Raw genomic sequence first — 19,239 nt, 5'->3', positions numbered from 1 at the left:
CGCTGCGCGGCGACCTCGGCCGCCTCGGGCCGGGCGAGGGCACGGTCCTCGGGCGGGCCGACCGGCTGTCGCCGGCCGCGGCAGCCCTGGCCAACGGCACCCTGATCCACTCCATGGAGTTCGACGACACGCACGTGCCGTCGGTCATCCACGGCAGCGCCGTCGTCGTGCCCGCCGCGCTGGCCGCCGCCGAGCGCGAGGGGTCCTCGGGGGCCGAGCTGCTCGTCGCCGTCGCCGCCGGCTGGGAGGCGCTGATCCTGCTGGGCCTCGCGAGCCCGGGCGGGTTCCAGGAGGCCGGCTTCCAGACCGTCGCCGCCGCCGGTCCGTTCGGCGCCGCGATCTCGGCGGGGCTGCTCGCGGGCGTCGACGCCCCGACGCTCGTGGCCGCCCTCGGCATCTGCGGCAGCCAGGCCTCGGGCACGTTCGCGTTCCTCAGCGACGCGTCGACGGTCAAGGCGATGCACGCCGGCTGGGCCGCGCACTCGGGCCTGATGGCCGTCGACCTGGCCCGTGCGGGCGTCGGCGGACCGGCCGCGGTCTTCGAGGACCGGTTCGGCTTCTTCGCCTCCTACACGCGCGACCCGGACGCGGCGGGCCGCTTCGCCGCGCTCGTCCCGCGGCTGGGCGAGACGTGGGCGCTGCCGGAGGCCGCGTTCAAGCGCTACCCGTGCTGCCACTACATCCATCCGTTCCTGCAGGGCGCGGAGCAGCTGCTCGACGACGGCCTGCGCCCGGAGGACCTGGACGAGCTCGTCCTCGCCGTCCCGACCGGCGCCGCGCCGATCGTCTCGGAGCCATGGGACCGCAAGCTGGCGCCGGCGAGCGACCACGACGCCCGCTGGAGCCTGCCCGTCTGCGTCGCCCGCGTCCTGTTGCGCGGGCACCTGACGAGCGCCGACGTCGAGGGCATCGCCACCGACGCCGACACCCTGGCGCTGGCCGCCCGGATCCGCCCCGAGCCGTGGGAGGACTCGGGCTTCCCGGCCCGCTTCCCGGCCCACCTGCGCGCGACGAGCACCGACGGCACCGTCCGCGAGCTCGAGATCCCCGACGTCCGCGGCAGCGCCTCGTCCCCCCTCACCCAGGACGAGATCCGGGCGAAGTTCTACGTCAACGCCGTCCCCGTCGTCGGCGAGGGCCGCGCCGGGCGGATCGTCGCCGCGGTCGACGACCTCGCCGGCCTGCCGGATGTCCGCACGCTGACCGCCCTGCTGGGCGCGTCGGCGTGAGCCCCGCCGCGCCCCGTCCACCCCGGTCCGCCCGCCGCACTCCAGCCCGAACCCCCCACCGAAGGACTCCCATGCTCGTCGTCGCCCTCTTCGATCTCCACGCCGCCCCCGGTCGCGCGGACGACGTCGCCGCCGTCCTGCACCGCATCCTCGTCGACACCCGCGCGTTCGACGGCAACCGCGAGGCGACCGTCATCCGCGACCTCGACGACCCGCACCACATCACCGTCCTGAACCGCTGGGACTCCACCGACCACCACGACGCCTACCTCGCCTGGCGCGCCGGCGACGGCGCCGTGACGGACCTCGGCCCGCTGCTGGACCGCGACCCGGGCGGCTCGCGGCACGAGGTCGACGCCGGGGCGTAGGGGCGGGTCGAAGGGGCGCCCCGCGTCAGCGGACCCGGACGATCAGGCGGGCGGTCGTGCGCTCGACGCGACCGGACGCCGGTCGCCACAGACCTCGGACGACCAGGCGGGCGCGGCGCTCCCGCGAGAGCCGACGGACGACCGCGGCGGGCAGCCGGACGTCGATCGTCCGGACGCCCGCAGCTGTGGTCGGGACGGTCCTCGCGCCGAGCGGCACGCTCCGGGCGCGACCGGCGGGTCCGCGGAGCACGAGGGTCGGGGCGAGCCGGAACCGGCCCGCCGACCGGGTCCGGACGACGAACCGCAGCGTCCGGCCGCGCGACCGGACTCCGAGGAACCGCACGGTGGCCGGCCCGACGGACGCGGCCGTCGCGCCGGCCGTCGGGGCGCCGGGCGGAGCGACCGGCGGCGTCGTCCCCGCGTCGGTCGGGCCTCCCGGTGCTGGGGCGAGGGTGGCCGGCGCGAGGACGCCCGTCCCCGCGTCGGCCGGAGGCGCGGCGGGGGCGGTCGGACCCGGCCCGGGGTCCACCGGGGGCTCCGGCTCGGGATCGGCGTCCACGTAAGGGCTTGCCGGAGCGGGCACGGGCGTCACGGCGTCCGAAGCGGACATCCACGGTGCCGGAGTCGCGTTGTCGCCGACCCGCCACTGCAGGGTGCCCCGGGCCAGGGGCGCACCGGCGTCGCAACGCTGCTCGAACCGCACTGCCGCACTGCGCGGTGATCCGTCGGGCAGCCGGCGCGCGTGCTCGATCGTGAAGCTGCCCGTCTGGTCCGAACAGACCCGGCTGCCGACGTCGACGGCCATCCGCGGTCCGCCAGACCCGTCGGCGCCCCGCTGGGTGCCGACGTACGTCGTCCCGACGGTCAGCTCCTCGCCGGTGGGCGGGACGAACAGCAGCAGGAAGCGCGAGCGACGCGTCTTGACGAGCCTCGCGACCAGCGCCTCGTCCGCGCGCCCGTCGACCACGAAACCCAGGTCCGCCGGGGACACGTCGGTGGATCCTCCCTGTGTGAGCCACTCCCCCGGTTCGCCGTCCAGGCGCATGCGGGTCGTGCCACCGAAGGACCAGCCCTGAAGCTGCGCGCCGTGCCGGCCACCGCCTGCGTCGAGCACGTCGAGGCGTGCCTGACGCAGCCCCGGCCGGGCCGGGTCGAAGGTCATCCAGACCTCGCAGCGGCCTCCGGCCCGGACCAGCGTGCCCGAGCAGCGATCGCTCACCGTCCGGACGTCCGAGGGATCGTCGCCCGTGACCGCCAGCCGGTCGACGTCCAAGGGCGCGTCGCCGGCCAGCACCGTGACGGGGACGTCGGCGCGGACCGTGCCCCGGTCGGCGGCGGGCCAGCGCACGATCGACGGAACGACCACCGTCCCGTCCTGGGTCGGGGGCATGCCGATCCGGATCTCCCCCCACAGCGCTGCGGTCCCGCTGTCGCAGAGCTGTTCGTAGATGGCCCACAGCCGGGTCAGCCGACCCTCGGCGTCGCGGGCGATGTCGCGGATCTCGAACGATCCCCCGATCCTGTTGCAGCCGCGCCCGGTGCTCGTGATCTCGAGAGCGGGGCGGTCGCTGCGCCCGAACCCGGGACGCTCCGCCCCGGCGTAGACGCCGGTGGTCAGCGGTCGCCCGACCGGGGCGGCCAGGACGAAGCTCATCTGGTCGAACGAGCGCCCGTTGGCAGTGACCGACACGGCGACCTGGCCGTCCGACGCACCCGAATCGATCCGCGTGTCGCTCGCTCGCCAGACGTGTCGCTCACCGCCGCCGATCCAGTCGTCATCGTCGCTGAACGCCGCCACGACGTCCTGCGCCCCGGTGACCTGGTCCATGGCCGACGCTGGTCGAGCGCCGACGCCGAGCAGCAGGAGCAGCAGGGAGGCGGCGACCGCTGATCGTGCCGCCGTCCGCCGCACCGAAGCTCGCATGAAGGCGGACGATAGCGGCGTCCCGCCACGCCGAACAGCCCTCGGCGCGGCGATCCGGCCCGTGGGCCCGGCCCCCGTCCGCTCCGCGACGCGGGTAGCCTCGCCCGATGACGCGTCGGCGCCTCGTCCCGTTCGCGGTGATCGCGGTCGGCCTGGTCCTGGTCGGCGTCGGGCTCCTCCTGGGTCCGGAGTCGATCGAGGGCGCCTACTTCTCTGAGTCCGTCAGCGCCCGGCCGTCCCGCCTCGACGTCTTCGACCCCGGTCGTGGCCCGCTCTGGGCCGGAGCGGGTGCAGCGACCGTCGTCGCCGGGATCGTCCTGGCAGTGGTGGGCCGGTTGCGTGGCTGAGCCCGGCGCGACGGCGAGGCAGGCGGGACGGTCCTTCGAGCCTCGGTCGCCACCTCCGACAGGGCACCATCGTCGATACTCACCCCGTGCGGCGCGTGCTCACGGTGGTCGGCCTGATGGCGCTCGGCGGCGTCGGCTGCGGTGCATCGGAAGGCGACGACCCTCCGTCGAACGCCGCCACGCCCGCCGCGGCCACCCGTGTGACGTGGCCGTCGGGTCCCGGGTCCAGGGCCCTCCCCCGGGAGGGCGACGGTCTCGTCTTCTGCCTCCGGCGCCGCGCACGCGTCGGCGTCGAGCTCGACGCCGGTGCGCTCCCCCGCTCGCGGCGGTACACGCGGATCAACGCCGGGGTCTCCCCCGGGGACGTCGAGGAGCAGACGCTCTCGGGCTACGAGCCCGAGCTGCACGCGGCCCCCGGCCGTCGCGGCACCGGGTCGGCGGTGCTCCCGGCCGGGAAGCACCTCGTCTTCGTGTGGCTCAGCAGCCCCTCGAATCTCGTCGTCCGCGGCACGGGAGGTGAGCGGTACCGGCTCGTCGTCCGCGGTGCCGGGCTCACCCGCTGCGCGCTCTGAGACGTCCCTCGCCGACCCGCGCTCAGGAAGGTGCGCGGACAGCCGTGATGCCGTCGATCGCCGCGTCGGCGATGGCGACCCTCACGGACGGATCGACGCCGGCCCGTCCGAGCGCCTCGAGTCCCCGCTGGGTCGCGAGGATCAGGCCGCCGAGCGCGGCGGCGTCGGCGCCGGCGTCGACCTGGCCGGCGCGCTGGGCCTGCTCGACGAGCCCCCGGCATCCGGCCAGCAGCGTCGCGTAGGCGGCGTCGGCGCGCGCGGCGACGGCCGGATTCTCCGAGGCCAGCTCCGCCGTGCCCCTGGCCAGCAGGCAGCCGCTGGTGTCCGAGCTGCGGGCGGTCGTCCGCAACCACTCGCGGGCACGATCGAGCGCTTCGCCCTCGGGCCCTTCGAGGCGGGCGGCGGCGCCCTCGTCGGTCCCGGCGCAGTAGTCGTCGAAGGCGCGCTGGAACAGGCCGTCCTTGTCCCCGAACGCGCCGTACAGGCTGCCCTTGCTCAGACCGGTCGCCCTCGAGAGCTCCCCGACGGAGGTGCCGTGGAACCCGGTCTCGTTGAACTGCCGCCGTGCGGCCGCGACGACCTCGTGCTCGTCGAACGTCCTCGGGCGCGCCATGTCCCCATCCTAGGCCGTTTTGAACGTTTGGTCCAGAAATTCTGAACGCACGGTCCAGAACGAGCTATATTGGACCGCATGTTCAGAACCACAGCATCGCCCGACCCCACCGAGTTCGCCGGCCGCCGCGCCGTCGTGACGGGAGGCTCGCGTGGCATCGGCGCGGCCATCGTCCAGCGTCTCCTCGACGGCGGCGCCACCGTCGTGACCAGCGCCCGCACGCGGACCGACGTCACGCCGGAGGGCGCGACGTTCATCGCCGGCGACGTCAGCACCCTCGCCGGGGTCCGGACGCTCGCCGCCGCCGCGCTCGACGTCCTCGGAGGCGTCGACCTGGTCGTCAACAACGCCGGCGCGGCCCGCGCCCACCTCGGCGGCGCTGACGCGATCCCGGACGAGGAGTGGATCGACGCGCTCGACCTCAACTACCTCTCGGTCGTGCGACTCACGAACGCGCTGCTCCCCGCCCTGCGGGAGTCCGGCGAGGGGGCAGCCGTCGTGAACGTCTCCTCCGTCGCGGCGCTCACCCCGCCGCCCGCGCTCATCCACTACGGGGCCGCCAAGGCCGCGCTGATCTCGTACGGCAAGGCCCTCGCCTCCGAGCTGGCCCCGGTCGGCATCCGCGTCAGCACGGTGACGCCCGGCAACGTCCTCACGCCGGGCGCCGACGCCATCCGCCAGGACTTCGCCGACGCGCTCGGCGTCTCGCTGGCCGAGACCACGGGTGCGATCCCGCTCGGTCGCCCCGGTGACCCGCGCGACATCGCCGAGGCCGTCGCGTTCCTCGCCTCCGACCGCGCGCAGTGGATCACCGGCACGAACCTCATCGTCGACGGGGGTGAGCACCCCTCGACCTGACCCGCGGGCGGGGACCCGCACCACCGCCGCTACCCGGCGTCGCATACGACCGAGGCCCCCGTCCCGCAACCGCTGGGATCATGGGCGGATGGGCGTCGGCGACGGAGGGACCTCGAGCGGCGCCCCGGGGATCTCGTTCGTGCCCGCGGCCGACGACGGTCGCCCCGTCGCCCCGGTCCTCGGGGCGACGACGACGCCGTGGGTGCTGGACCTGATCCGGCGGTTCCGGGCGGCCGGCCCGACGATGCGCGTCTGCCCGCACCTCGTCGAGGACCCCCACCAGGGGGCGGTCTGGCTGTCGTCGGTCCCCGACCTGCGCAGCTGTCGCCGGACCGCGTGCACCGAGGCGGTGCTCGCGGTGCTGCAGGACCGGCTCGGGCACCCGCCGGCCGGCGAGCCGACGCGGTGCACGACCTGCGGCCGGGTCGGGCTCCCGGTCCGCGGGGTCGGGGTGGCCGTGGGCCCCACGATGCTGCGCGGCACGGTCTGCGAGGACTGCCTCGCCGCCCTCCCGATCCCGACCCCCTCGTCCGCGACGGACCCGCTGGCGGTCGTCGCCGGCGGGACGCGCCGCCCGCTCGAGCCCGAGGACGAGGTGCTCGGGGTGGACCCGGAGGACCTGCAGCAGCTCACCGCGACGGACGGTCGGATCCCGCTCGACGCGGTCGGCCGCCGCGCGCTCCGGCGGGGGTGGCTCCTCGCGGAGGCCTGCGGCAAGGCGACTGCGCCCGGGCTCGACCCGGACCGGGCCGTCGTCGGGGGCCTGCTGGTCCGGGCCGCCAAGCTCGCCCGGGGCCTCGCCGGCCCGGCTCCCGCCGACGGGGCGTTCGTGCACGAGGTCGCGTTCCGGTCCCTCGTCGAGACCACGACCACGCTCTGGTGGCTGCTGCGCGCGGACGCCGCGGCCGCGGCGCCGGCGGCGGCCGCGTTCCGGGACGACGGGGTGGCCGGGGCGACCGCCTTCCGGGACGACGGGGCGGCGGAGCGGGGACCGGGCGAGGTCCGGGGGCGACCGGTCCTGCCGGGACCCGACGAGCCGCGGGACCGACCGACCGTGACGGGAACGGGGTCGCGGTCGGGATCCCGAAGCGTCCGCAGCCTCCTGGCGGACCTCGGTCGCGAGGCGGACCACGCGACGCTGCTCGGGCCCGCGTCCGACGCCGCGCCGGGCTCGTGGCCGGAGCTCCGGGCCCTGCACCTCAGCGAACGCCCCGACGGCTTCGCCCTCGACCTCGGCCCCCCGGTCGCCGGGCCGCTGCGCGCGCTGATCGCCGGCGAGCACCTGTCCCTGGCGTGCGCCGACTACGTCGACCGGATGCCCACCGACCTCGACCGGGACCACCTGCGCCGGCTCGCCGACGAGGTGACGGAGCTGCGCGCGGACGTCGAGCGGCGGATCGCGGAGGCGTCCCCCGGGGCCGACGGGTGAGGACGCGCCGACGGGGAGGGCCGCCGTGGTGCGGGGTGCGTGGTCGGCCCGCGCCGCCCGTGCGTCAGTCGGTCGGGCCCGGGGTCCGCGGCTCGTAGCGCAGCGCCATCGCCCCCGAGGCGAACTCGTGCCGCCCGATCAGCTTCAGGTCGACGACCTGCGACAGCCCCGCGAACAGGGTCGGGCCGTGCCCCGCCAGCCGCGGGTGCACCACGAACTCGTACTCGTCGATCAGCCCCAGGTCGGCCAGCGCGAGGGGCAGCTGCACGCCGCCGACGTACAGGCCGTCGCCCGGCTGCCGCTTCAGGTCGAGGACCGCCTCGCGCAGGTCGCCGCGCAGGAGCTCCGCGTTCCAGTCGACGGTCCCGATCGTGCTCGACACGACGTACTTCTTCGCCGCGTCGATCGTGCGGCCGAACGGCAGCATCCAGTCCGGCATCCCCTCGAGCATCCCGGGGGGCCGCCAGGCCGACTCCATCAGCTCGTAGGTGACGCGGCCCAGGATGAGCGCGTCGGCCCGGGCGATGGTCTCCTCCGCGTGGCGGTGGGTCTCCTCGTCCGGCGTGCCCTCGCGGTGGTCGCAGCAGCCGTCGAGCGTGATGTTGATCGAGTAGCGGAGCGGGCGCACGACGCGACCGTAGGGACGGGAGGAGGCCCGCGCAAGGCCCAGGTCCGGAGCGCTCACGCCGTCGCCTCCGCGTAGCCGGCCAGCCGCTCCGCGAGGTCCACCGGTCGGGAGAGCATCGGCATGTGGCCGCCGTCCATCTCGTCGCACGTCACCCCGAGCCGGTCGTGCGCCACGCGGCGCATGAGGGGTGCGGGGAACATCCGGTCCTGTCGGCAGAGCAGCGACCAGGTCGGGATCCGGGGCATCTGCCGAAGCGGCCACGGCAGCGAGAGCGCGTGCTCGTGCGGGTCGCGGGCGCGGGACAGCGCCTCGGCGGCCAGCACCGGATCGGCGTCCTGCAGGAACGTCTCGACGTCCCCCTCGGGCGGTGCGCCCTCCCGGGCGTCGCGCTCCGCGACGGCCGCGGCGTGGTCGACCCCCTCCCACCACTCGCCGAACGTCTCGCCGAAGCGCGGGACCATCCCGGCGACGAACACGAGCCCGCGTGCCCGAGGCCCGAGGACGTCGGCGACCAGCGGCGCGACCATGCCGCCGAGCGAGTGCCCGACGACGATCACCTCGTCGTGGCCGTCGAGCGCCGCGACCATCGCCGCCGCGTGGTCCTCGAGGGTCGCCTCCGGCGCCTCGATCGGCAGGTCGATCGCGACGGACGCGTGGCCGCGCCGGGCCAGCTCCGGCTCGACCAGGTGCCAGTCCCACGCGTTTCCGCCACCGCCGTGGATCAGCGCGAAGGTGCTCATGCTCCTCCGACCGGCGGGCGCGGGCGAACTCATCGGTCCGCCGCCCCGCATCGGTAGTGGCCCCTCGTTCCCGGGAAGCGATCCCAGGGAACACGTTCCTGGAACACGGCGGTCCCGGGCCCCGCCCGGCGGCCCATCTCCACCCCGCGTTCCCGAGAAGCGATACCAGGGACGACGTTCCTGGAACACGGCGGCCGGGGGCCCGCGGAGGCGACGGCCCGGCGAGCGACGAGCCCCGGGCCCGCCTCCGCCTCAGAAGGTCAGGACGAGCCGGCCGCGCACGCCGCCGGCCTCCTGGCGACGGTGGGCGTCGGCGGCGCGCGCCGCCGGGTAGCTCTCCGCGACGGTCATCGGCAGGTGGCCGGCGGTGGCGAGGTCACGGACGTGCTCGAGCGCCGCGGTGTCCTCCAGGCGGGTCTTCACCCAGACGGCGTGGCGGACGATGCCGCGCTCCGTCTCGTCGTCCTGACCGCGGACGACCGCCCAGCCGCCGCCGTCGCGGATCGCCCCGAACAGGGGCGGGCCGACCAGCGCGGTGTCGAACACCCCGTCGACGCCGCCCGGCGCGAGGGCCCGGACGCGGTCGGTCAGGCCGTCGCCGCGGTCGACGACCTCGTCGGCCCCGTGCTCACGGACGCGGTCGTGCTCGTCGGGCCGGGCGTCGGCGATGACCCGCAGCCCGCGCTCCCGGGCCAGGGGCATCGCCAGCGTCGCGAGCCACCCCGCGCCGCCGGTGACCAGCAGGGTCGCGCCGGACGGCAGGTCGAGCAGGTCGAGGCCGAGGATGGCGGTCAGCGCGTTCATCGGCAGCGTCGCGGCCTCCTCCAGCGACGCGCCCTCGGGCACCACGACGACGGATCCCGCCGGCACGACCAGGGACGACTGGTACGCGCCGCCCTCGGGCCGCATCGGCAGCACGGCGGCCATCACCCGGTCGCCGACGGCGAGGCGCGTGACGTCCGAACCGATCGCCTCGATGACCCCCGCGGCGTCCATGCCCGGCACGATCGGCAGCGCGACGTCGGGGTAGCGCGCGGCCGCCGCGCCGCTGCGGGTCGTCAGGTCGGTCGGGTTGACGGCGGCGGCCGCGACCGCGATCCGCACCTCGCCCGGGCCGGGGTCCCGGACGGGGACCTCCGCGAGGGTCAGGACGTCGGGATCGCCGAAGGCGGGAACGGTGACGGCGGGCATGCGGACGACGCTATCGAGGCCCGCCGCCCGGTCCGGCGCGACGGCCGGCCCTGCCGTTCCGGTCTGAGCACGCGCGCCCCGGCCGGGACGGGTTTCCACGCGGGCCCGGACGGGCCGCCCCGGGCCCGGATCCGCCGCCGCGCCGGACCCGGACGGGCCGCCGCGCCGGTCCCGAACCCCTGTCGGTCCGGCTCCCCTCGGTTATGTTGCCCCCACCGGGCGTGGCGCGCTTCCCCTGTCGGGAGTGCAGCCACGCCACCCGACGCCGACCTCCCCCATCCCATGCCCAAGCTCCTGTTCTGGCCCGCCGCGATCGCCGTGACCGCCGGCCTCGCGGTCGCCCCGGCCGCCCACGCCGCATCACCGTCGGTCTCCGTTTCCGCGACGGCGATCACGAAGAACCTGTCGACCAAGGGCACCCGGTCGACGGTCACCGTCCGCAACACCGGCAAGGCCCGCGTGACCGGCCTGACCCTGCGCGGCGCCGGGCTCAAGGGCGTCCGGGCGAGCATCAGCGGTGCGAAGGGCGGCGTGCGCCGCCTCGGGACCCTACGGGCCGGCAAGAGCGTGAAGGTCCGCGTCACCCTGCGCCGGACGGCGTCGGGACCGAAGGCAGGAGCGTTCGGCCTGCGGGTCCGCAAGGGCAAGGCGGCCGTCGCGTCGGGCCGGATCGCGTTCGGACCCAAGGCCGCCCCCGCGCCGCCCGAGTCGCTGACGGGCCGCTGGTACTGGGGCTCGCTGTTCACCACGAACGGCATCCAGCAGTACACGCTCTACTTCACCGGCCCCGACCTCGTCTTCACCGGTGACCCGGACGGCGCCGCCCCGGCGTGCGCGGCGGTGTCCGAGGACTGCAAGCCCTACACGTTCGACCCGAAGACGAAGGCCCTGACGATCGACGGCAAGCCCGCGACGATCGAGGGCACCCAGCTGACGGAGGACGGCCAGGGCCACTCGCTGCTCGGCGTTGCGACACCCGGGGCGCGGTGGGACGTCACCCTGACCTACTCGAACTCGTTCGGCCTCTGCCCGCTCTCCTGCACGTACTTCACGGAGGACCTGACGTTCAAGCCGGACGGCACGTTCGTCCGCGGCGCCGTGACGTCGGGCAGCAACCCCGGCGGCGACTTCGCGGCGATCCCGGCGGACCGCAAGGGCACCTACGAGATCCGCGCCGACCGCACCCTGCGCCTCGCGTTCGCCGACGGCAAGGAGCGGATCGAGCTCCTCGGGATCTTCCCGGAGGACAAGACCGGGGCGACCCCGGCGAATCCGACGTCGGGCATCGTCCTGGACGGCGACGGCTACTTCGCCATCCGGGACTGATCGGGGACGGCGGCATGAGGCGGGCTCGATCGCCGAGCCCCTGAGGCGCGGGCGCCGAGGCCCGGCGCAGGCGCCGGGGGCGCGGGCGCCGCCGGCCACGATCCAGGTCTCGAGGTTCTTCGCGACCCGGACCGGGATCGTGGGCCCCAGGCGACACCGTTACCGGTCTCACGCACGGGGCCCGGCCGAGACCTGGATCGTGTCCGCCACGCGACACCGATCCGGGTCTCGCACCCGGACCCCGACCGAGACCGGGATCGTGGCCGTTGGGCGACACCGATCCGGGTCTCGCGCCCGGGCGCCGGCCGAGACCGGGACCGGCATCGCGCGCGCCCTGCGACCCGGGCCGCAGGTCCACCGTGTCCGCCCGGATCCCCTCCCCCGGATCCGACCCGCCCTCAGGTCGGCGAGACCGCCCCCACCCCGACGAGCACCAGCACGACCGCCCCGAGGGCGACCCGGTAGCGGACGAAGACGCCCAGGCCGTGGTGGGCGACGAAGCGCAGGAGCCAGGCCACCGCGGCGTAGCCGACGACCAGCGAGACGAGCGTGGCGACGAGGGTCGGTCCCCAGCCCACGCCGCGCGAGACGTCCGAGGCCTTCGAGACGACCTCGAGCAGCGTCGCGCCCGCGAGGGCCGGGATGGCCAGGAAGAACGACAGCTTGGTGGCGGCGACGCGGTCGATGCCCAGGACGAGTCCGGCGGACATCGTCGCCCCGGAGCGCGACACGCCGGGGATCAGCGCGATGCACTGCGCCACGCCGACCAGCACGGTGTCGCGCAGGGTGATCTCGTCCTCGGACCGCTCCTGCGTGCCGACGCGGTCCGCCCACCACATCACGCCCGAGAACAGGATCAGGGCGATCCCGACGAACCAGAGCGACCGCAGCGTCGTCTCGATCTGGTCCTTGAACGCGAGGCCGACGACCCCGATCGGAACCGATCCCGCGAGGAGGAAGACGGCGAACCGGAAGTCGCGCGTGCGGCGCGCCGCGGGAGCGGTCAGACCGCGCAGGAACGCGGAGACCAGCCGCACGACGTCGGCCCGCAGGAACACCACGGCGGCGAGGATCGCCCCGGCCTGCACGATCGCGGTGAACGCGGTCAGGCCGGCGTCGTCGAGCCGGAAGCCCATGAGCCGCTCCGCGATCGTCAGGTGCCCGGTCGACGAGACCGGCAGGAACTCGGTCAGCCCCTCGACGCCGCCCAGGACGACCGCCTGCCACAGGTGCATCGTGGTGCTCACGGGCGGTCACCGACCGGGTCGCGGTGCCGGGCGGGTGGTGCGGGAGCCGCCGTGGCCCGGCCGCGCGCCGGGGCCGCGGGTCGGCGGTGCCCGGGGGTCGGGGCGCGGCGACGTACCGGGGCCTGGCGGAGAAGGCGGGTCGGACGGGGCGCGCTCATGGTCGTATCGTCCGGAGCGGGGATGAGCGGGACATGAGAGCGACCACGCGACCCGTCCCGGCGGAGGCCCTCATCCGGGTCTCATCCGCCGCGGCGATCCTCCGGGCGTGCCTGTGACCCGCGGGGAGGACCCGGCCGGACGACGCGCCCGGGCGGTCGCCCGGATCCCGATCCGGATCCGCGTCGCCGCGACGTTCGCGCTGGTGATGGCGCTGCTCCTGGTCGTGGCGGGCGTCGGGCTGTACGCGGCGCTCGGCGCGACGCTGCGCTCGAGCATCGACGACGGGCTGCGGTCGCGGTCCTCCGACGTCGCGGCGCTCGCCGCCGACGCGGCCGCCGAGCCCCGTGGGCCGAGCCCGCTGACCGCGGAGGGCGAGACCGTCGCGCAGATCCTCTCGGTCGACGGTCGGGTGGTCGACTCCTCGGCGGCGCTCGGCGGCACGCGGCTGCTGACGCCCGACCAGGTGCGGCGGGCCCGCGCGGGGACGATCCACGCGGAGCGGCCGACCGTCGTCCACCCGGTCGACGGCGACGACACGACCCGCCTGCTCGCCCGGCCGGTGACCGCCGGCGGCCGTCGCGTCATCGTCGTGGTGGGCGCCACCCTCGAGCCGGTCGAGGTGGCGCAGCACCGGCTCGCGGGCCTGCTGCTCGTCGGCGGACCCGTCCTGCTGCTGCTCGCCTCGCTCGCCGGATACGGCGCCGCCGCGGGGGCGCTGCGGCCGATGGACCGGATGCGCGAGGCCGCCGCGACCATCAGGACGGGCCGCTCCGGCACGCGGCTCGACGTCCCGCCCGCGGGCGACGAGGTCGCCCGCCTGGCGGTCACGCTGAACGAGATGCTCGACCGGCTCGACGACGCGTTCCGGCGCGAGCGCTCGTTCGTCGACGACGCCAGCCACGAGATGCGCACGCCGCTGGCGCTCGTGAAGGGCGAGCTCGAGCTCGCGATGCGCGACGGCGCCACGATCGAGGAGCTGCGCGAGGCGATCGCGTCGGCCGCGGAGGAGAACGACCGGCTGGTCGCCCTCGCCCAGGACCTGCTCGTCCTGGCGCGCGCCGAGGACGGGGTCGTGCTGGGCGGCGGGTCCACGGTGCCCCTCGGCGTGCTGGTCGACCGCGTGCGCGGGCAGGTCGCCGGGCGCGAGGTCGTGGTCGACGACGCCGACGCGTCGGTGGAGGTCCCGGGCGACGCGGTGGTGCTCGAGCGCGTGCTCGGCAACGTCGTCCGCAACGCCGCCGAGGCCGGGGCACGGCGGGTCGAGGTGCGTGGGTCGCACCGGGCCGGCATGGTCGAGATCCGCGTCCTCGACGACGGGCCGGGGTTCCCCGCGGCCTTCCTCCCCCGCGCGTTCGAGCGGTTCGCCCGGGCCGACGAGGCCCGCGGCCGGGGCGGCACCGGGCTCGGTCTGGCGATCGTCCGATCGACCGCCGTGGCGGCCGGCGGGTCCGCCGGGGCCGTCAACCGGCCGGAGGGCGGGGCCGAGGTGTGGGTGCGGCTGCCGCTCTCATCCGGCGCTCATCCGCCCGGAGGATGATCGGGCCATGCGCGTGCTGGTCGTCGAGGACGACGTGAAGATGAGCAGCCTGATCAAGCGCGGGCTGCTCGCCGACGGCCTCGCCGTCGACGTCGTGTCCGACGGCGGCTCGGCCGTGCTGCGCGCCCGCGCGACGGCCTACGACGCGATCGTGCTCGACGTGATGCTGCCCGACCGCGACGGCTTCGAGGTCTGCCGCTCCCTGCGCGAGGACGGGATCTGGTCGCCCGTCCTCATGCTGACCGCGCGCGACTCCGTCGAGGACCGCGTCCGGGGCCTCGACACCGGGGCCGACGACTACCTGACCAAGCCGTTCTCGTTCGCCGAGCTGACCGCCCGGCTGCGGGCCCTGGCCCGACGCGGACCGGTCGAGCGGCCCGTCGTCCTCGAGGTCGGCGACCTGCAGCTCGATCCCGCCACGCGCGTGGTCCGGCGCGGCGGGACCGAGATCGCGCTGTCCTCGAAGGAGTTCGCGCTGCTGGAGACCTTCATGCGGCGGCCGGGCCGCGTGATGGACCGCTACGCGCTGTTGGAACACGCGTGGGACTACGACTACGAGCACCGCAGCAACGTCGTCGAGGTCTACGTCCGGTACCTGCGGGAGAAGGTCGACCGACCGTTCGGCGTGACCTCGATCGAGACCGTCCGCGGCGCCGGCTACCGGCTGCGCCCGGACGGCGGTCGACCCGGCTGAGCCCCCGTCCGCGGCGGATGCCATGCCGCTGCGCTCACGCGGTTCCCTCGGAGCCCTCGTCCGCGGGGAAGAGCGCCTCGAACGTCGTGGTCCCGCGGTCGAGGAGCTGGAGGTCCCCGCCGTCGCGCCGGGCCAGCTCGCGGGCCACCGAGAGGCCGATGCCGCGGCCGGAGCCGACGCCGCGGCCGAAGATCTGCTGCGCGCCCGCGCCGCCGACGTCGCCGTCGTCGGCCACGCGGACCCGGACGAAGCCCGAGGCCGAGGTGGTCGCGACGTGCGCCACGCCGGCCCCGTGGTCCAGCGCGTTCTGCAGCAGGACGTCGAGGATCTGCCGGACCGTCTCCGGGTTCCCGCGCCCCAGCGCCCCGGACGAGGAGGACACGACGAGGTCCCGTCCGTGCTCGCCGAAGACCGCCGGCCACCGACCACCGTCGACGTGTGCGGTGACCACCGCACCGAGGTCGATCGACCCGGCGACGGTGTCGGGGCGCCGCCCGGCGGTCTCGAGGTGCTCGATCGTCGTCACCAGGCGGTCGACCTGGACGAGCGCCGCGTCGGCCTCGCCCGTCATCGCCGGACCGTCGGCGAGGGCCCGCAGCTCCTCCAGGCGCATCCGCAGGCCGGTGAGCGGCGTGCGGAGCTGGTGCGACGCGTTGGCGGTGAACTCCCGCTCCCGGCGGATCAGCTCGGCGAGTCGCGTGTCGGCCTCGTTCAGGGCGACCTGGACCCGGTCGATCTCCGGGACCTGCCCGGTCACGGGTCGGTCGTCGTAGGTCGGCTCGCCCACCCGCTCCACCCGACGGGACAGCTCCTCCAGCGGCGCCGCCAGGCGCCGGGCCTGCACGCTCGCCAGGGCGACGGCGGCCCCGAGCGCCAGGATCGCCAGGCCGGCGATCGCGACCCACACCGTCCCGACGTCGTCGCTGCGGACGGCCGCGGGCGCGACGAGCGTCGCACGCAGCGGGCCGCCGTCCCCGGACGTCACGCGCGTGACGTCGCCGGAGGGCAGCGTGCCCAGGACGACGGTGCGGCCGTCGACCGTGACCTGCACCGCCTGGCGCGGCGGGAGCAGGTCGGCCACCAGGGCCGTGCGCAGCGGCGTGCCGGCGGACTCGGCGCGCGCGACGCGGAGCGCCACGGCGTCGGCCCGGCGCTCCAGCCGCATGTCGGCCCGCTGGTGCAGCATCGCGGTCCCGACGACCCCGAGCGGCAGTCCGAGCACGACGACGGCGACCAGGGCGATCGCCAGCGTGGAGCGCAGCAGCCGTCGCCTCACGTGCGCTCCAGCCGGAAGCCGTAGCCGCGGACCGTCGTGATCAGCGGGGGATCGGCCAGCTTCTGCCGCAGCCACCCGATGTGCACGTCGAGCGTCTTGGTCGAGCCCCACCAGTTCTCGTCCCAGACCTCGCTCATGATCTGCTCGCGTCGCACGGCCTCGCCGGCGTGCGCGGCGAGGATCGTGAGCAGGTCGAACTCCTTCGGGGCCAGCTCGAGCTCGTGGTCCCCGCGCCACGCCTGCCGGGACGTGCGGTCGATCCGCAGGCCGGAGACCTCGATGGCGTCCGGCCCGACGGTGGGCGCGGACTGGCGGCGCAGGAGCGCGCGGACGCGGGCGGTCAGGACCGCGAGGCTGAACGGCTTGGTGACGTAGTCGTCGGCGCCGGCGTCCAGTCCGACGACCTCGTCGAGCTCGGAGCTGCGGGCGGTGAGCATGAGGACGGCGGTGGCGTGGTGGTCGCGCCGGACGTGCCGGCAGACCTCGACGCCGTCGATCCCCGGGAGGCCGATGTCGAGGACCACGAGGTCGAACCGCACCTTCGAGAGGCGCACCAGCGCGGACTCGCCGGTGGTGACGTGCTCGACCTCGAACGCCTCGCGGCGGAGCGCGCGCACGAGGGGCTCCCCGATGCTGTCGTCGTCCTCGACCACGAGTAGGCGCTCCACACGGCGATCGTAGGGCCCCGAGGAGGCCGCGAACGGGCCTTTGCCAAAGGTTGTCCTGCGGCTGTGCGGCGGTTGGCGGGGCGGGGCGCACCATGGATGCAGGAGTCGTCGCCCCGTCGCCTCCCCGACCCCGACCGCACCAGGAGCCTCACCATGACCCCCACCGATCCCACCGTCGACTCGACCGTCCGCGACGCCGTCGCCCGCGCGGTCGGGGTGCTCGGGATGGCCGGCATCGGCCTCGTGCACCTGCTCGACGCGCCGGGCAAGTACACCGAGACGCCCTACATGTTCTGGATGTACATCGCCCTGATCCTCGCCGCGATCGCCGTCGGCGCCGAGCTGCTGCGCACCGGATCGAAGCTCGCCTGGGCGGCGGCGGCCGGACTCGCCGGGAGCGCGATCGTCGGCTACGTCCTCACCCGGACCACCGGGCTGCCGCAGGACCACGGCGACGTCGGCAACTGGACCGAGGGCCTCGGTCTGGCCAGCCTCTGGATCGAGGGCTGCGTCGTCGCGCTCGCCGGGACCGTGCTGGCCGCACGCGCCACCGTCTCCCGCCGCGGGCCGGTCGTCACGCCCGCCCGCGTGCCCCACGCCTCGTAGCGCGTCGTCGGATCACCGCTGCGGGGCGCGGCCCCGCCCGCGGCGATCGAGGCCGGCCCCGCCCGCGGCGCCGGCCCCCCGACCTTTGCCGTTTCTTGTCGATTCGTTCGACCGCGCTTGCACACCCGGTCGTGAAGGTGGAGGCCCATGGTGCTCGCCGACCTCTTCAACAACGTCAACGGGCTGCCGACCCACGCCCTGATGGTGCACTTCACCGTCGTCGTGGCCACCGGCGCCACGATCGGAGGCCTGGCCTTCGCCCTCGTACCGCGCTTCCGCCGGTGGCTCAGCTGGCCGCTCCTCGTCACGGGGGTGCTGAGCATCGTGCTCGGCCTCGTCACCCCGTCGACGGGGGAGAAGCTCGAGGCGCGCGTCGACCCCAGCCCGCTGCTGGAGAAGCACACCGAGCTGGGCGACCAGATGGGCACGATCATGATCGCCTACGGCGTGATCCTGATCCTCGCGATGGTCGTCGTCCGCTTCCGCCGCCGGGCGGAGACCGTCGGCGCGGACGGCTCCACCGCGGAGGCGCACGCGGCCCGGTCCACGGTGCTGGACCGCATCGGTGGCCTCCGCGGGGAGTCCGCCCGTGCCTTCCCCGGCCAGCCGCAGGTCGCCGCCGCGCTGACGCTGCTGGTCCTCGCCTTCTCCGTGATCTCCGGGATCTGGATCTACCGGACGGGCGAGGCCGGTGCCCGGTCGGTCTGGGACGACGTCCCGGCCACCGCGCCCGCGGGGCACGGCGACGAGGGACGGTGAGCCCGGCGCGGGTCGGCGGTCAGCTCGCGCTCGCCCGCCGGGCCCGCCGCTGCGGACCCTTGACCTGGACCTCGCGGGCGACGACGTAGGAGCCGACGACCGCGCCGACGGCGAGCGTCTGGCCGATCACCGTCTCCCAGTTGCCGAAGATCGAGAACCAGGTCCCCAGCCAGCCGGGGCTGTCCCAGAAGGTCGAGGTGCCGATCCAGCCGGCGAGCTGCATCTCGTTGACCTGCTCGCCGACCATCACGAAGAGCACGAGCACGAGCAGCGCGAAGGTGATGATCAGGAGCCGCTTGTAGGGCAGCTTGCGGTGCAGGACGAAGGTGACGACGCCCGCCGCGGCGGTGAAGAGCAGGCCGAGGGTCACGCCCTCCAGCACGACGGAGGAGCCGTACCCGACGCGCAGCGACTGCAGGAACAGCACGATCTCGAAGCCCTCGCGGTAGACCGCGGTGAAGCCGAGCAGCCCGAGGCCGAGCAGCAGCTTCCGGCTGCCGGCCTCGGCGTGCAGCAGGCCCTTCTTCTTGCGGTTGTGCCGCTTGATCCACCCGGTCCAGTACGTGTCGTGGAAGAACCAGTTCATGATCAGGAGCAGGACGAGGATCGCGGGGATCCCGGTCGCCGCCTGGACGTTGACGCCCGTGTCGCCGAAGGCCCCGATGACCCAGACCGCGGCGAACCAGGTGACGATCGAGAGCCCGAACGCGACGGCGCCACCGACCGCGATCGGCCGCCGCTGCCCGGCCGCGGGACCGCGCAGCCCGGCGGTGATCGCCGCGAGGACGAGGATGCACTCGAGGCCCTCGCGGAGCACGAGGACCGCGCTGTTGACGACGACGGTGGTCCGGCTCAGCGTCCTGCCGGCGTCGGTCGGATCGACCGTGCCGCCCGCCGCGTTCCAGCCGGCGACCACCGCGAGGGCCAGGAGCCCGAGGACGGTGATCAACCAGGCGTAGAACCAGCGGGACTCGGCGCGCGAGGCGTTCCCGGGGGTGGTGGAGATCGTGGGTGCTGCCGACATCGATGACGTCCTTCGGTCGCCCTGATGAGGGCACCCTATGCCTG

The 19,239-nt window shown here is 75.4% G+C and carries 20 protein-coding genes; 11 read left to right on the top strand and 9 right to left on the bottom strand.

The features are described 5' to 3' along the window. Together Q7T67_RS06040 and Q7T67_RS06035 are read left to right on the top strand one after the other, a co-directional pair. The coding region (locus Q7T67_RS06040; protein ID WP_304787017.1) for an MmgE/PrpD family protein at nt 1-1,229 on the top strand (1,229 nt) is incomplete at its 5' end. A gap of 71 nt (nt 1,230-1,300) precedes the next feature. Then, nucleotides 1,301-1,597, top strand: coding sequence for a putative quinol monooxygenase (locus Q7T67_RS06035; protein ID WP_304787015.1), 297 nt, complete (start codon nt 1,301-1,303; stop codon nt 1,595-1,597). Nucleotides 1,598-1,622: 25 nt separating this feature from the next. Here Q7T67_RS06035 and Q7T67_RS06030 read toward each other — a convergent pair whose 3' ends face one another. Beyond that, nucleotides 1,623-3,521 (bottom strand): hypothetical protein, encoded by a 1,899-nt coding sequence (locus tag Q7T67_RS06030; RefSeq protein WP_304787013.1) that lies wholly within the window; start codon nt 3,519-3,521, stop codon nt 1,623-1,625. Between the two features lie 107 nt (nt 3,522-3,628). Here Q7T67_RS06030 and Q7T67_RS06025 point away from each other — a divergent pair, with 107 nt between their 5' ends. Next, entirely contained in the window at nt 3,629-3,868 is a 240-nt protein-coding gene (locus tag Q7T67_RS06025) for a hypothetical protein (RefSeq protein WP_304787011.1), read from the top strand. Between the two features lie 86 nt (nt 3,869-3,954). Then, the gene (locus Q7T67_RS06020; protein ID WP_304787009.1) at nt 3,955-4,440 is read left to right on the top strand and encodes a hypothetical protein; all 486 of its coding nucleotides are present in this window, start codon (nt 3,955-3,957) and stop codon (nt 4,438-4,440) included. 22 nt (nt 4,441-4,462) lie between these two features. On the opposite strand, the gene Q7T67_RS06015 is transcribed toward Q7T67_RS06020, so the two are convergent. Then, nucleotides 4,463-5,053, bottom strand: a complete 591-nt coding sequence (locus tag Q7T67_RS06015) for a TetR/AcrR family transcriptional regulator (protein ID WP_304787007.1) — start codon at nt 5,051-5,053, stop codon at nt 4,463-4,465. A 78-nt stretch (nt 5,054-5,131) separates the two neighbouring features. Here Q7T67_RS06015 and Q7T67_RS06010 point away from each other — a divergent pair, with 78 nt between their 5' ends. Then, a complete protein-coding gene (locus tag Q7T67_RS06010) occupies nt 5,132-5,911 on the top strand; it encodes an SDR family oxidoreductase (RefSeq protein WP_304787005.1) in 780 nt (259 codons plus the stop codon). 88 nt (nt 5,912-5,999) lie between these two features. Continuing rightward, complete coding sequence (locus Q7T67_RS06005) at nt 6,000-7,340, top strand: hypothetical protein (protein WP_304787003.1); 1,341 nt, start codon at nt 6,000-6,002, stop codon at nt 7,338-7,340. A gap of 64 nt (nt 7,341-7,404) precedes the next feature. Here Q7T67_RS06005 and Q7T67_RS06000 read toward each other — a convergent pair whose 3' ends face one another. The 3 genes from Q7T67_RS06000 to Q7T67_RS05990 form a co-directional block, all read right to left on the bottom strand. Beyond that, nucleotides 7,405-7,968, bottom strand: a complete 564-nt coding sequence (locus Q7T67_RS06000; protein ID WP_304787001.1) for a dihydrofolate reductase family protein — start codon at nt 7,966-7,968, stop codon at nt 7,405-7,407. A gap of 53 nt (nt 7,969-8,021) precedes the next feature. Next, entirely contained in the window at nt 8,022-8,708 is a 687-nt protein-coding gene (locus Q7T67_RS05995; protein WP_304786999.1) for an alpha/beta fold hydrolase, read from the bottom strand. Between the two features lie 252 nt (nt 8,709-8,960). Then, nucleotides 8,961-9,899, bottom strand: a complete 939-nt coding sequence (locus Q7T67_RS05990; protein WP_304786997.1) for an NADP-dependent oxidoreductase — start codon at nt 9,897-9,899, stop codon at nt 8,961-8,963. A 282-nt stretch (nt 9,900-10,181) separates the two neighbouring features. On the opposite strand from Q7T67_RS05990, the gene Q7T67_RS05985 reads away from it, so the two are divergent. Further along, the gene (locus Q7T67_RS05985) at nt 10,182-11,225 is read left to right on the top strand and encodes a hypothetical protein (protein WP_304786995.1); all 1,044 of its coding nucleotides are present in this window, start codon (nt 10,182-10,184) and stop codon (nt 11,223-11,225) included. A 398-nt stretch (nt 11,226-11,623) separates the two neighbouring features. On the opposite strand, the gene Q7T67_RS05980 is transcribed toward Q7T67_RS05985, so the two are convergent. Beyond that, nucleotides 11,624-12,460 carry an undecaprenyl-diphosphate phosphatase gene (locus tag Q7T67_RS05980; protein WP_370695366.1) on the bottom strand — a complete coding sequence of 279 codons (837 nt, stop codon included), beginning with the start codon at nt 12,458-12,460 and terminating at the stop codon, nt 11,624-11,626. A gap of 277 nt (nt 12,461-12,737) precedes the next feature. On the opposite strand from Q7T67_RS05980, the gene Q7T67_RS05975 reads away from it, so the two are divergent. Together Q7T67_RS05975 and Q7T67_RS05970 are read left to right on the top strand one after the other, a co-directional pair. Further along, nucleotides 12,738-14,168 carry an ATP-binding protein gene (locus tag Q7T67_RS05975; protein ID WP_304786991.1) on the top strand — a complete coding sequence of 477 codons (1,431 nt, stop codon included), beginning with the start codon at nt 12,738-12,740 and terminating at the stop codon, nt 14,166-14,168. A 7-nt stretch (nt 14,169-14,175) separates the two neighbouring features. Then, complete coding sequence (locus Q7T67_RS05970; RefSeq protein ID WP_304786989.1) at nt 14,176-14,862, top strand: response regulator transcription factor; 687 nt, start codon at nt 14,176-14,178, stop codon at nt 14,860-14,862. 34 nt (nt 14,863-14,896) lie between these two features. Here Q7T67_RS05970 and Q7T67_RS05965 read toward each other — a convergent pair whose 3' ends face one another. Together Q7T67_RS05965 and Q7T67_RS05960 are read right to left on the bottom strand one after the other, a co-directional pair. After that, nucleotides 14,897-16,138, bottom strand: a complete 1,242-nt coding sequence (locus Q7T67_RS05965) for a HAMP domain-containing sensor histidine kinase (RefSeq protein WP_304786987.1) — start codon at nt 16,136-16,138, stop codon at nt 14,897-14,899. Next, entirely contained in the window at nt 16,135-16,806 is a 672-nt protein-coding gene (locus tag Q7T67_RS05960; RefSeq protein ID WP_304786984.1) for a response regulator transcription factor, read from the bottom strand. The genes Q7T67_RS05965 and Q7T67_RS05960 overlap by 4 nt, the downstream gene beginning before the upstream one ends. A gap of 153 nt (nt 16,807-16,959) precedes the next feature. On the opposite strand from Q7T67_RS05960, the gene Q7T67_RS05955 reads away from it, so the two are divergent. After that, entirely contained in the window at nt 16,960-17,412 is a 453-nt protein-coding gene (locus tag Q7T67_RS05955; protein WP_304786982.1) for a hypothetical protein, read from the top strand. A 147-nt stretch (nt 17,413-17,559) separates the two neighbouring features. Beyond that, complete coding sequence (locus tag Q7T67_RS05950; RefSeq protein WP_304786980.1) at nt 17,560-18,171, top strand: DUF2231 domain-containing protein; 612 nt, start codon at nt 17,560-17,562, stop codon at nt 18,169-18,171. A gap of 19 nt (nt 18,172-18,190) precedes the next feature. On the opposite strand, the gene Q7T67_RS05945 is transcribed toward Q7T67_RS05950, so the two are convergent. Continuing rightward, the gene (locus Q7T67_RS05945) at nt 18,191-19,195 is read right to left on the bottom strand and encodes an FTR1 family protein (protein ID WP_304786978.1); all 1,005 of its coding nucleotides are present in this window, start codon (nt 19,193-19,195) and stop codon (nt 18,191-18,193) included. Nucleotides 19,196-19,239: the final 44 nt, after the last annotated feature.

It is taken from the genome of Patulibacter sp. (genome assembly GCF_030655195.1).
In the GTDB taxonomy this organism is placed as follows: Bacteria; Actinomycetota; Thermoleophilia; order Solirubrobacterales; family Solirubrobacteraceae; genus Patulibacter.
This window is presented reverse-complemented; position numbering and strand designations above follow the sequence as displayed.